This is a genomic window from Streptomyces sp. NPDC059534 (assembly GCF_042743475.1).
In the GTDB taxonomy this organism is placed as follows: Bacteria; Actinomycetota; Actinomycetes; order Streptomycetales; family Streptomycetaceae; genus Streptomyces.
Genome location: NZ_JBHWAQ010000020.1, coordinates 153,010 through 164,643, shown reverse-complemented (window position 1 = coordinate 164,643; position 11,634 = coordinate 153,010). Strand labels below are relative to the sequence as shown.

11 protein-coding genes and 1 tRNA gene are annotated in these 11,634 nt (G+C 71.9%); 8 read left to right on the top strand and 4 right to left on the bottom strand.

Translation table 11 applies throughout. The features are described from left to right. The first annotated feature begins 421 nt into the window (after positions 1-421). Both ACFVZH_RS23955 and ACFVZH_RS23950 read left to right on the top strand, forming a co-directional pair. Positions 422-610 carry a helix-turn-helix transcriptional regulator gene (locus tag ACFVZH_RS23955; protein WP_384900067.1) on the top strand — a complete coding sequence of 63 codons (189 nt, stop codon included), beginning with the start codon at positions 422-424 and terminating at the stop codon, positions 608-610. A 56-nt stretch (positions 611-666) separates the two neighbouring features. Continuing rightward, positions 667-2,052: a tyrosine-type recombinase/integrase gene (locus tag ACFVZH_RS23950; protein ID WP_384900065.1), complete on the top strand. Its 1,386-nt coding sequence runs from the start codon at positions 667-669 to the stop codon at positions 2,050-2,052. A gap of 145 nt (positions 2,053-2,197) precedes the next feature. Here ACFVZH_RS23950 and ACFVZH_RS23945 read toward each other — a convergent pair. Then, a tRNA-Ser gene (locus ACFVZH_RS23945) sits at positions 2,198-2,282 on the bottom strand. 252 nt (positions 2,283-2,534) lie between these two features. Here ACFVZH_RS23945 and ACFVZH_RS23940 point away from each other — a divergent pair. Both ACFVZH_RS23940 and ACFVZH_RS23935 read left to right on the top strand, forming a co-directional pair. Continuing rightward, positions 2,535-2,987, top strand: a complete 453-nt coding sequence (locus tag ACFVZH_RS23940) for a DUF6313 family protein (protein ID WP_384900063.1) — start codon at positions 2,535-2,537, stop codon at positions 2,985-2,987. A gap of 42 nt (positions 2,988-3,029) precedes the next feature. After that, positions 3,030-3,341: a hypothetical protein gene (locus ACFVZH_RS23935; protein WP_384900061.1), complete on the top strand. Its 312-nt coding sequence runs from the start codon at positions 3,030-3,032 to the stop codon at positions 3,339-3,341. Between the two features lie 100 nt (positions 3,342-3,441). On the opposite strand, the gene ACFVZH_RS23930 is transcribed toward ACFVZH_RS23935, so the two are convergent. Continuing rightward, positions 3,442-5,010 (bottom strand): S1C family serine protease, encoded by a 1,569-nt coding sequence (locus ACFVZH_RS23930; protein WP_384900059.1) that lies wholly within the window; start codon positions 5,008-5,010, stop codon positions 3,442-3,444. A 205-nt stretch (positions 5,011-5,215) separates the two neighbouring features. Between ACFVZH_RS23930 and ACFVZH_RS23925 the strand changes: the two genes are divergently transcribed. The 3 genes from ACFVZH_RS23925 (at position 5,216) to ACFVZH_RS23915 (ending at position 7,930) form a co-directional block, all read left to right on the top strand. Continuing rightward, positions 5,216-6,037: a glycerophosphodiester phosphodiesterase gene (locus tag ACFVZH_RS23925; protein ID WP_384900057.1), complete on the top strand. Its 822-nt coding sequence runs from the start codon at positions 5,216-5,218 to the stop codon at positions 6,035-6,037. A 132-nt stretch (positions 6,038-6,169) separates the two neighbouring features. After that, entirely contained in the window at positions 6,170-6,772 is a 603-nt protein-coding gene (locus tag ACFVZH_RS23920; protein WP_384900055.1) for an ATP-binding protein, read from the top strand. A gap of 180 nt (positions 6,773-6,952) precedes the next feature. Then, the gene (locus ACFVZH_RS23915) at positions 6,953-7,930 is read left to right on the top strand and encodes a DUF5926 family protein (RefSeq protein ID WP_384900053.1); all 978 of its coding nucleotides are present in this window, start codon (positions 6,953-6,955) and stop codon (positions 7,928-7,930) included. A gap of 219 nt (positions 7,931-8,149) precedes the next feature. Here the strand turns inward: ACFVZH_RS23915 and ACFVZH_RS23910 are convergent, their stop codons facing one another. Next, positions 8,150-8,767 carry a hypothetical protein gene (locus ACFVZH_RS23910; RefSeq protein WP_384900052.1) on the bottom strand — a complete coding sequence of 206 codons (618 nt, stop codon included), beginning with the start codon at positions 8,765-8,767 and terminating at the stop codon, positions 8,150-8,152. Positions 8,768-8,928: 161 nt separating this feature from the next. Further along, the gene (locus ACFVZH_RS23905; protein WP_384900050.1) at positions 8,929-9,609 is read right to left on the bottom strand and encodes a bifunctional DNA primase/polymerase; all 681 of its coding nucleotides are present in this window, start codon (positions 9,607-9,609) and stop codon (positions 8,929-8,931) included. A gap of 565 nt (positions 9,610-10,174) precedes the next feature. Here ACFVZH_RS23905 and ACFVZH_RS23900 point away from each other — a divergent pair. Further along, on the top strand, positions 10,175-11,626 hold the full coding sequence (locus tag ACFVZH_RS23900; RefSeq protein WP_384900048.1) for a PP2C family protein-serine/threonine phosphatase: 1,452 nt from the start codon (positions 10,175-10,177) through the stop codon (positions 11,624-11,626). The last annotated feature ends 8 nt before the right edge of the window (positions 11,627-11,634 follow it).

Here is an 11,634-nt window from a genome sequence, read left to right as displayed (position 1 = left end):
GAGGAGCAAGCCGCGCCTTGGCCAGGGTTGCTCCTCTTGTCGTTCGGCGGCTTGCCGCCGCTGGGTCGCGCCGCAACGCGGCTCCGCTTTCACGCTCCAAGGCACGCACAACCACAGACACCACCCCCTCTCTTTTCCTAAGAAGAGAGACGCTGCGTCACCCGCGTCACGAGCACCCGGAAAACGGCCTGCCACCTGCGACTACGGCCGTGACGCAGACACTCGACGGCTGCGTCATCCCGCGTCACCCGCGTCACCGGTGACAAAGCCCCGCGTCACCGATGACGCACCCCCAAAGCCCCCGCGTCACCGAAAACCACAGGTCAAACGCACAAGTGACACGCAGGACGCAGTGACGCAGAAATCACCACCTCGGACACACAGGAACGCGAACACCCTCATCACTCACCGAAGGAGTTCCATGGCACGCCAGCCGATGCTCAAGCTCCCCGAGGTCCTGACCGAACTCGACATGAGCCGCGCCGCCTTCTACCGAATGCGCGCCCGTGGGCAGGGCCCGCGACTCATCAAGCTCCCCAACGGGCAGCTCCGCGTTCGCCGTTCGGACTTGGACGGCTGGCTGTCCGAGTGCGAGGAGAACGCCGCCTAATCCACCCGGCTTCGAGGGGCTCGCCGCTGGCGGGCCCCTCGACTATCTGGAGAGCCATGCTTACGTACGACGTAGACATCTGGTCCATTCGACAGCGCAAGGGACGCCCCAAGCCGTTCGAGCTGCGGTGGCGGGTCGGTGAACGCCCACACTCTCGAAGCTTCAAGCTCAAACCGCAGGCGGAGGGCCGCCAGTCCGAGCTTCTGGCCGCGCTGCGCAATCGGGAGCAGTTCGACGAGGAGACCGGACTGCCCGCGTCGGAGTTCGAGGCGCTGACCACGCCCACCTGGTACGAGCACGCCACCGCGTACGTGCTGATGAAGTGGCCGAAGGCAGCGGCCAAGCACCGCGCGAGCATCGCCGAGACGCTGGCTAACGTCACGCCGGCGTTTGTCTCCAGCTCGCGCGGTGCACCGGACCCCGCCGTGCTGCGCAAGGCACTGTACGGGTGGGCGTTCCGGGCGGCGCAAGACGAGAGCGGCGCGCTTCGGTTGCGTCATGAGGTCGAACAGCCGCCGGCCGACGTCGCTGCGGCGCTCACGTGGGTCGCCGCTAACACCTACAAGATGACGGAAGTCGCCCGGTCGGACCGACTGCGTGCCGCCCTGGACGCGATCGCCAAGACGCTCAGCGGGAAGGCCGCCGCAGACAACACCGTCAACCGCAAGCGCATGGTGTTGAGCAACACTCTGCGTTACGCCGTGGAGCGGATGATCCTCCCCGCGAACCCTCTGGGCCGCGTGGACTGGACGGCCCCTGTAAGAGACGACGAGGTCGATTTCCGTTACGTGCCCAATCCGGAGCAAGCCGCTGCTCTCATCGGGGCGGTACGCGGGCTCAGCGCGCGTGGTGAGCATCTGGCCGGTTTCTTCGGGTGTCTCTACTACGCCGCCATGCGACCGTCGGAGATCGCGGCCCTGCGCGCGGAGGACTGCACCCTGCCTAGGTCAGGCTGGGGCGAACTGATCCTCGCCGGTAGCCGTCCGGAGGTGGGCTCGGGGTGGACCGACGACGGGAAGTCGTACGACCAGCGCGGCCTCAAGCGCCGAGCCCGTACCGCGACCCGGTCCGTGCCCATCCCGCCCGTCCTCACGGCGATGCTCCGAGACCACCGGGAGCGGTACGGGACGGCTGATGACGGCCGACTCTTCCGGGCTGCAGAGGGAGGGCGGGTCAGGTCAACGGAGTACTGCGCTCTCTGGGATTCGGCACGCCCCAAGGCTCTATCGGCGAAGGAAACCAAGACGCCCCTCGCGGACGTCCCGTACTCCCTCCGCCACGCGGGGGTATCCCTGTGGATCAACTCGGGGGTGGACCCCGTGGAGGTTGCGCAGCGGGCGGGTCACAGCCTCACCGTCCTCTTCCGGTTCTACGCCAAGATCTTGAAGGGTCAGCAATCCCGCGCGAACGCGCTCATCGAGAAGGGCCTGAACGGCGGCTGAGTCCCCGAGCCTGGCCCACACATAGCCCATACGCGCTGGTCAGAACCGGGATATGGGCGATCCAAGGTGAGACAGGGTGAACACAGAGGGCGGGCCCCGGATTCCGGGGCCCGCCCTCTGACCTGCTACTTCTCTGACCTGCAAGCGGTGGGTGTGGGATTTGAACCCACGGTGACTTGCGCCACGACGGTTTTCAAGACCGTTCCCTTAGGCCGCTCGGGCAACCCACCTGTGCCCCGCTTCACCTGCTGCGGAGCGGCAACAGCCTACCGGGTGGGCGCCGCGGCGGGGGTACCGACCTTTCGGGGGGAGCAGGGGCCGGGGGATGGGGGCCGTGGGGGGTGCGGGGGCCTGGAGGGAGGTGGGTGCCCGGGTGGGGAGGGAGGCGGCGGGATGGGGGGCGACTCTTCGGTCCGGTCAACATGCGGGAACCGGAGGTGAGTTCGTTGTCGTGGGTGCCTGTGTGACGCCCTGCGTCCTGGGTGATCGATCCCCCGAGCGGCGTCCCGCTCTGGGGCGCGTCCCTGATCGGGTGGCTCCTGGTGCCCGCCATCATCGGTGGGGTGGCCGGTCATGTCATCGCCACCCGCATCCAGAGCGTCAAGCAGCTCTCGACGAGCGGGCTCTTCCGGAAGCGCAAGCTCGGCGACAGGCTTCGGCCGCCGTCCCGGATCGCGTACCTGGGGGACTACTTCAACAAGACGCCGGAAGCGCACGCGTTGGTCGACAACTTCGTCCGTCGGGCCCACCGGAACCACTGGCTTCTGGCACAGGACCACTGGGAAGTACTGGTGCGGGACACCATGTGCACGACGGAGTACGCGGAACTGGGGCGGGCCGAGTGCCTGCGGCAGGCCCAGGACCTGACGAGCATCCACGTACGGACCGCCGCCACCGCCGGGCAGTGCGTGGTGTGCGCGGCGCGCCAGATCTGACCGCGCCGCGATGTGGCCATGACGAACAGGAAGGGTTGACGGATGCGTTCACGAAGCGCGGTCGAGATCGCTCGGGCGTCCCTGGCGCTGGCTTACCCCCAGGCCACCGAGGACGGGCTGGACCGGGCCGCACAGCTCATCGTGCGGTGGAGCTCCGAAGGCGTCGGGGAGCGGCTCGACAGCGAGCTCACGGAGCTGCTGCTCCAGGACCTGCAGACGATCACGGAGAGTCCGGTCGGCATCAGGGCCGTCGACGAACGACGGTCGCCCGCCGCCGCACCGGAGCGTCGGGTGTGGCGGCGGGCATCGGAGATTCCCCCGCCCCAGGCGCCCGGCGCGACCACGCGCGCCTGACCTGGCCTGACCTGGCCTGACCTGGCCTGGCTCGCCCCGGCAGCAGCGGAGGGGAGCACCGGACGCCGGTGCTCCCCTCCGCCGTGAACAGCCGGGACCGTCAGCTGTCGCCGGTGCGCTCGCCGAGGGTGACGGTGGCGATGGCGGTCTTGCCGTCGCGCTCGTAGGTGACCTTCACCGAGTCGCCGGGCTTGTGGGTCCAGATCTCGCTGATGAGGGTGGGGCCGCTGTCGATCTGGTGGCCGCCGAAGCCGGTGATCACGTCGCCCGCCTTCAGGCCGGCCTGGGCCGCCGGGCCGTTCGGGGTGACCGGGGCGGTGCCGCCGGCGCCCTGGGTGGCGATCGTGGCGCCGGTGCCCTTGTCGTTCATGTTCACGGTCGCGCCGATCACCGGGTAGACCGGCTTGCCGGTCTTGATCAGCTGCTGGGCGACGTTCCTCGCCTGGTTGACCGGGATCGCGAAGCCGAGGCCGATCGAGCCGGCCTGGGACTGGCCGAAACCGCTGCCGGTGGACTGGATGGCCGAGTTGATGCCGATCACCGCACCGCTCGCGTCGAGCAGCGGGCCGCCGGAGTTGCCGGGGTTGATCGAGGCGTCGGTCTGCAGCGCGCTCATGTACGAGTTGCTGCCGCCGGAGCCGTCGCCCGAGGCGACCGGGCGGTTCTTGGCGCTGATGATGCCGGTCGTCACCGTGTTCGACAGGCCGAAGGGCGCGCCGATCGCGATCGTCGAGTCGCCGACGGCGACCTTGTCGGAGTCGCCCAGCGGCAGTGGCGTCAGCCCCTTCGGGGCGTTCGTCAGCTTGAGGACGGCCACGTCGTACCCCTCGGCCCGGCCGACGACCTGGGCGTCGTACGTCTTGCCGTCGGAGAAGGTCACGGAGAGCGTGCCGCCGTCCGCCGCCGACGCCACCACGTGGTTGTTGGTGACGATGTGGCCTTCCTGGTCGTACACGAAGCCGGTGCCCGTGCCGCCCTCGCCCTCGGCGCCGCCGGACTTCGCCTGGATGGTGACGACGCTCGGCAGCGCCTTCGCCGCCACCGCGGCGACCGTGCCGGGCTCGCGCTTGAAGGAGGCCGGGGCCTCGCCCGAGGTGACCGTGGTCGAGCTGAAGCCGTTGTCGTCGCCGCGCTCGGCCGCCCAGTAACCGATGCCGCCGCCGATGCCGCCGGCGACGAGCGCCGCGACCAGGACCGCCGCCACGACGCCACCGGTCCGCCTGCGGCCCGCGGGGGCGGGCGCCGCGGGCGGGACCGGTGCGCCCCAGGCCGGTACGGCCGGCGGGGGCGGGGGCCAGCCACCGGCACCGCCGGCGGTATCGGCGGGCGCCTGAGCGTGGGCCTGAGCCGGGGCCTGAGCGTACGCGTGGGCCTGGACCTGGGTGGGAGCCTCGCCGTGAGCGGACGTCTGGGCGTAGGCCGGATCAGGGGCGTGCGCCGGCTCGGGGGCGTGCGCCGGGGCCGCTTCGGGGGCCGGGGGCTGGGTGTGGGGCAGGGTCTGGGTCGGCGCCGGCTCGGGCTCCGTGGGGGCGGGCGTCGGAGCGGGGGCCCCCGGAGCCGCGGCCTCGGGCTTCGTCAGGGGCGTCGTCGGGGGTACGGGAGGCGTGGGAGGGGCGGACGGGGCAGCCGGGTCCGCCGGAACCGCCGTGCCCTCGTTCTCGGTGCTCACAGCTCGCTCTCCTCGTTGACTGCGCGGGGTGGTCCTACTGGTCATTACCGGTCATTACTGGTTCCAGGGTGCTGCACCAGCTTTTCCCACCGGGCGTCAGGCCGCTGTAAGGCGGAGCTGTGCATTCGCACCCAGTCCTTTATATAGGGCAGAACGGACATGGATCGGCGTGCCCGCGCCACCCCGCCAATGGCACCATGACGCGGTGACTCACGCACGGCAGCACCCGAACAGCGTCCCCCTCCAGGTCGTCGCCCACCGTGGAGCCTCCGAGGACGCACCGGAACACACCCTGGCCGCCTATGTGAAGGCCATCGAGGACGGCGCCGACGCCCTGGAGTGCGACGTCCGGCTCACCGCCGACGGCCATCTCGTCTGCGTCCACGACCGCCGCGTCGACCGCACCTCGAACGGTCGCGGCGCGGTGTCCGCCCTGGAACTGGCCGATCTCGCGGCCCTGGACTTCGGCACGTGGAAGGGGCGGGAGGAGTCCGGCGAGAGCCCCGACCGGAGCGATCCCGGTTCCACCTCGGTCCTCACCCTGGAGCGCCTCCTGGAGCTGGTCTCCGACGCCGGGCGCCGGGTCGAGCTGGCCATCGAGACCAAGCACCCGACGCGCTGGGCGGGCCAGGTCGAGGAGCGGCTCCTCCAGCTCCTCAAGAGGTTCGGCCTCGACGAGCCCGCGTCCCCCGCCGACTCCCCCGTCCGGATCATGAGCTTCTCGGCCCGTTCGCTGCACCGGATCGCCGCGGCCGCGCCGACGCTGCCCACCGTCTCGCTCGCCCAGTTCGTCACGCCCCGGCTGCGCGACGGACGGCTCCCCGCGGGCGCGCGTATCGCCGGTCCGTCGATCCGGATCGTCCGCCACCACCCCGCGGTGATCCTGCGGCTCCAGAAGGCCGGGCACCAGGTCCACGTCTGGACGGTGGACGAGGCCGAGGACGTGGAGCTCTGCGAGCGCCTGGGCGTGGACGCGATCATCACCAACCGTCCGAAGCAGGTGCTGGCGCAGCTGGGCCGAGACTGACCGACGACGACAGCAGAGGCGATGTCCGCACTTCTCCGTTTTCGTCCCCCTCTCCTTTCCCACCCGTCACAGGACACAGCAGGACTTACAGGGTGTGCACCGGCGCGTTCCGTGTGTACGCGATCGTCACGAGTGCCTCATCGAACGCGGATTGGCCGGTTTCCGGTCCAGGCCATCGGGGCATCCACACGGTGGCGTGGGGCAAAGGAGGTCTCGGGGGTGGCGTTGGTGGTGGCACAGGAGGTGCCCACGTCGTCGAGCATGGCCGTACCCCATGGCCCTGCGGGCGTGGGTGAGGCGAGACACCGGATGCGGGACGAGCTGTACCGCAGCGGGGTCTCCGAATCGGTCGTCGACGACGCGGTGCTGATCCTTTCCGAGCTGCTCAGCAATGCCTGCCGGTACGGCAGGCCGCTGGGGTGCGCGGAGCGGGGCGAAGGCGATGTACGGGCGGCCTGGCGGGTCGACCCGGCGGGCGGGCTCAGGGTCGAGGTCACGGACGGCGGTGGTCCGACACGACCCGTTCCATCGACGCCCTCGGTCACCGCGCGCGGCGGCCGCGGGCTGAACATCATCGGTGCGCTGGCCCAGGACTGGGGCGTACGGGACAGCGCGGCCGGCGAGGTCACCGTCTGGGTGGTGGTGACCGAAGGGCACCGTCGCGAGGACTTCGCGGCGCGCGTCGGCGGCGGCTCCGGCTTCGACTTCCTGGACGCGTACGACGATCTGGACTGACCCCGGCACCGGGGTCGGTGGCCGGTACCGGTCCCCTGGGCGCGACCGGGCGCGTTCCCCGGGCCGGCAGCGCCCCGCCTGAGGGGCGGCCGCGCCCGGTGCGGCTAGGCTCGCGCCCGATACAGCACGCACAGAGCGCACACAGCGCACAGCACGCCGCGATCGGGAGAAAGCCACACCATGGCCAAGAAGCGCCCCCAGACGAAGGCCGGCAAGACCGGCCAGGCACAGGTCACGAGCGGGGAGATCCCGGTCGTCGGTGCCCGCGAGCCGTGTCCGTGCGGTTCGGGCCGCCGCTACAAGGCGTGTCACGGCCGGGCCGCCGCGCACGCCGTGACCGAGCTGGTCCAGCGCCCCTTCGAGGGGCTGCCCGGCGAGTGCGACTGGGTCGCGCTGCGCGAGCTGGTGCCCGCCGCCACCGTGCCGCTGACGCTGAAGGGCGGGCTGCCCGAGGGCGTGCCGTCGGTGACGCTCGCGACCGTGCTGCCGATGGCGTGGCCGGCGCTCCGCCGCGACGACGGCTCCGTCCTCCTCGCCCTGCAGAACGACTCCACCTCCGGCGACCTCGCGCGCGACCTCGCCGACACCCTCCAGCGGGCCCTGGAGGTCGAGCCGGGCACCCCGGTGCCCGCGCGCCGCGTGCCGGCCGAGGGGCCGCGCCTGCAGGACCTGCTGGACGCGGACGCCGCGTTCGCGCCGGAGGTCCACACGGGCTTCGAGTTCTGGATCCCGCAGACCGCGGACGGCGCCGATCCGGAGGTCGCCGCGTCCCTGGAGCGGGCCAACGCGGCCGCGATCCCGACCGTCAAGCTGACGAGCGTGGACTCCGCGTACTGGTGCGAGACCCCGGACAAGAACCACCTCCGCTGGGTCATGCCGTACCCGGAGGAGAAGCTCCTCGACGCGCTCGCCCGCCTCCAGGCCGGCGAGGGCACCTCCCTCGGCCAGGACACCCGACTCGTCGGCTCGTTCCGCGCGCACGGCCTGATGGTGCCGGTGTGGGACCTGCCGACGGCGATGACCGCGGAGCAGTGCGAGAAGCCGGCCGCCGAGTTCGCCGAGCGGCTGACCGAGGCGCTCGCCTCGGACGCCCCGCTCACGGCGGAGGAGCGCCGGGCGCGTGGCGGCCTCACGAACCGTCAGGTGACTCTCAGCTGATACCCCAGGTGGTATCGGTGACTGACAGACCGACCAGTCGGTGACTTCCGCCACAACCCGGTCTGGGGACAGGTAAATCCCTGTCCGAATAACCGAGATCGAATTTGCGAACAGCAGATCTCTTGTTACCGTTCTGGAAGCCCGGTCGCTGGTGCATCCCCCGTCGCCAGCGATCGGGCCTTTCCATGTCCGCTCCCGGCAGGGCCGGAGCGTCGACGCTCAACTTCCTTCGGTGTCCGCCGTGTTGCTGCCCGACCGCAGCAGCAGCGGGGTGCCGCCCCCCTCGCCGGCGCCCGCGAATTCCGACACCGCCGTATAGGCCGTGGCCGCGTCACGGCCGCGCTCCCGCGGTGTTTCGCAGGATCCCGGTTCGTCCTGCGCGGGGACCCGGCAGCGCACTTGAACGGTTCGCCCGCCGGGGGCCATCAGGGTCAGAAACGCGTCGAGCTCCTGCCCCGCGGCGTTCCGGTAGTACGTACGCGCCCAGACGTCCGGGCCCTCGGCCAGGACGCAGGTCTGCGCCTCGACCCCGTCGGGGGAGGCGAGTTCCGGCCCGCAGCGCGTGACCCGTTCGACCCCCGCGGTGACGGCGGACGGAGAGGTGACGGACGGGGAGACGGCGGACGGGGAGGTGGCGGCGCTCGCGCCCCGCGCGGGAGACGTCCGCGTACGGGATCCCAGGCCGAGGCCCCCCAGCAGGTCTCCCGCCTTCGCGTCCCCCGCGCCGGACGGCCGTACGGGGTCTCCCGTCGGCCCCGCCATGGCGACGAGCGGCAGCAGGACGGCCACCGTGACGGCGGCCCCGAGACCGACCACGCGGAGGTTCACCGGACTCATGGAACCCACCTGCTCCTGCTCGGCTGGAGATCTTGAACGGTGGGGTGAACATAGCGGCGGGCGGCGGGCGCCCGGTCTGCCGCGCGCCCGTTTCCCGGAGAAGTCGACCCCGGACACACCCGTTCGGGTGAACGGCCGATGCCCGCCGCGAACCCCGGACCTCAGTAGGTCAGCCGACTGCCGCCACCCGGGGTGCTGGTGCTCGCCTCGACCAGGGCGTCGACCACCGCCTCGACGTCGGGCAGCCACGGGCGGGCCGAGTGCGCGAGCGGCGCCCGCTCCCACCGCACCGGCCCGGTGCCCGTGACGGAGGGCGGCAGCAGCAGGTAGCCGCCCTCGCCGTGGAACCGGAGGGAGCTGGGCACGCTGTCCTTCGCGTACAGCAGCTCGCCCAGCCGTTCGAGGCCGTACGGGGCGACGAGGATCGACCACCGGGTCGGGGTCGCCACGACCGGGCCGAGCCGCATGCCCATCGCGTCGAGCGCGGCCAGCGCCCGCGCGCCCGCCACCGCGGGCAGGCTGACGGCGCAGGGCGCGCCGCCGCCGGTGGCCAGCAGGACCGGGGCGTCCGGGCGCCTGGCCCACCACCAGCGGACCATGCGCTCGTCCGTGGTGGCCGCGAGCAGTCCGGGGTCGTACGGGTGCGCCCCGGGCACCGCGCAGTCGGGGTCGGGGCAGGCGCAGGCCGTGCCGGCGGCCGTACGGGTCGTCGTTCTCAGGCCCGCTCCCGGCAGGACGGGCCAGCCCCACTCGACGGCGAAGGTGACCGCCGCGTCGAGCCGGGCGGTCCTCGCCTTGCGCCGGGACCGGAGCCTGCGTCGCCTTCCGAGGATCTCGCGCATGAGCGCTCGTTCCTTTCCGTTGAACGCCGAATCCACATCACACCATGTGCAGGACACTTCACCGTGCGTATCAGCGCGTACCGGGTCGGCGGGGTGACGCCCCGCGTCCGAGCGGAGCGGTCCGGGCCGGGACCAGGTGGAACCGGGTTGGAACCAGGTGGGACCGAGTGGAACCAGGTGGAGCCAGGTCAGAACCAGAGGGAGCCGGGAGGTCTCCGGGGGCGGGTCGGAACACGTTCCCCGCCACGCGGGGAGGGGGTGCGGCCTGCGGCATGAAAGACGCCGGGGTTCCGCGTCACGTTCCAGGACAGCTCCAACTGCCCCTGCCTGTCACCGATTACGTACCCAGCACGCTCGGAATGACGCGCTTTCAAACGACGCCAGTCGACCGCAAAAGGTGCACACCGGGGACAATTTTCGGCCAACTTCCTGCGCACTTCAACCCTCCCGCACGACCTCACGGACACCACAAGTCCCGTGGGGACAATGCTGGACATCGTTCCTCTGGTGCGTGTACATGTGGAGGCATCGAGCGGCTCAGAATGACATGGGGGTTTGCGATGCCATGGCGTCAAACGCACCGGTCGGAAAGCCGACCGGCATGAGCGCCCCGCACATGCCGAAAGTGGCTGGAATCGATGCCACGGTTCCCGGGCCCCCGCACACTACGGCGCCCCTCCCGGGAGTCCCCGCGGCGGCGTCACCCTCCGAGGTGGTCCCGCCACCCGGAGCGCTGATCCAGGACCGGCTGGCCGCCTGGGTCTCCGACCTCACCACCCTCCACGAACTCACCGAGCGCCTCATCAGGACCTCGTCCCTCGACGAGGCCCTTCGTGAGGTACTCGGCGCCGGTGCCGCCCTCGTCGGCGCCCGCCGCGGCATGGCCGTGCTCGAACCGGCCGACGGCCTCGGCCCCGCGAGCACCATCGGCCTCGGCCTCGCCCACGCCGAACTCGGCACCATCGAGACCGTCCCGCGCAGCGCCACCAGCTACGGCCGCCTCCTCGACGGCCTCCCCGAACCCGGGCGGCCGAAGCACGTCCCCGACCCGATCGCCATCCGCGACGTGCGCACCGAGGAGGGCCTCGACCCGCGTCACCGCGAGGTCGCCGCCCGCCTCGGCTACGCCGCCAGCTACGCCCTCCCCCTCGCCACCGAGGACGCCGGCCGGCTCGGCGCGGCCGTCTGGCTCTACGACGAGCCCGCCGAACCCTCCGACCGCCAGCGCCACCTCATCGGGCTCTACGGCCGCTTCGCCACCGAGCACCTCGCCCGTCTCCTCCAGGTCGAGCGCGCCCGCGTCCAGGTCTCCACCGTCGCCGAGGAGCTGCTCCCCAGCCGCCTCCCCCGCGTCCCCGGCGTCCAGCTCGCCGCCCGCCACCGCACCGGCCCGCTGGGCGGCGGCGACTGGTACGACGCGCTTCCGCTGCCCGACGGCGCCCTGGGACTGGCCGTCGGCTCCGTCTCCGGGACCGGCCCCAGCGCGCTGGCCGCGATGGGCCGGCTGCGCGCCTCCCTGCGGGCGTACGCGGTGATGGAGGGCGAGGACCCGGTCGCCGTCCTCTCCGACCTGGAGCTGCTGCTCCGGCTCACCGAGCCCGCCCGTTCGGCGACCGCGCTCTTCGCGTACGCCGAGCCCGCGCAGCGCCGGATCATCCTCGCCGGGGCCGGGCACGCCCCGCCGCTGGTCGTCGGCGCCCGCCGGACCGAGTTCGTCGAGACCTCGCTGTCGGCCCCGCTGGGGATGCTCTCCTGCTGGGAGGCACCGAGCGTGGAGCTGTCCCCCGCACCCGGAGAAACGGTGCTTCTCTACACCGACGGGCTGCTCCGCCGTACCGGCGACGCCATGGACCGCGCCTTCGCCCGGCTCCACGCGGCCGCCTCCAGCGTGCCGAAGGCGGACCTGGACGACCCCGGCGCCATCGCCGACCACGTGCTGCGGACCCTGCTGCCCGAGGGCCTCGACCCCGCCGTGGACGGGGAGGACGTGGTTCTGCTCGCCGCCCGCTTCGAGTGAGATGGGTG

Bases quoted from the DNA above. Each gene is read 5' to 3' on its own strand.
- ACFVZH_RS23955 (WP_384900067.1), top strand. From the start codon at position 422: ATGGCACGCCAGCCGATGCTCAAGCTCCCCGAGGTCCTGACCGAACTC.
- ACFVZH_RS23950 (WP_384900065.1), top strand. From the start codon at position 667: ATGCTTACGTACGACGTAGACATCTGGTCCATTCGACAGCGCAAGGGA.
- ACFVZH_RS23935 (WP_384900061.1), top strand. From the start codon at position 3,030: ATGCGTTCACGAAGCGCGGTCGAGATCGCTCGGGCGTCCCTGGCGCTG.
- ACFVZH_RS23915 (WP_384900053.1), top strand. From the start codon at position 6,953: ATGGCCAAGAAGCGCCCCCAGACGAAGGCCGGCAAGACCGGCCAGGCA.
- ACFVZH_RS23910 (WP_384900052.1), bottom strand. From the start codon at position 8,767: ATGAGTCCGGTGAACCTCCGCGTGGTCGGTCTCGGGGCCGCCGTCACG.
- ACFVZH_RS23905 (WP_384900050.1), bottom strand. From the start codon at position 9,609: ATGCGCGAGATCCTCGGAAGGCGACGCAGGCTCCGGTCCCGGCGCAAG.
- ACFVZH_RS23900 (WP_384900048.1), top strand. From the start codon at position 10,175: ATGGCGTCAAACGCACCGGTCGGAAAGCCGACCGGCATGAGCGCCCCG.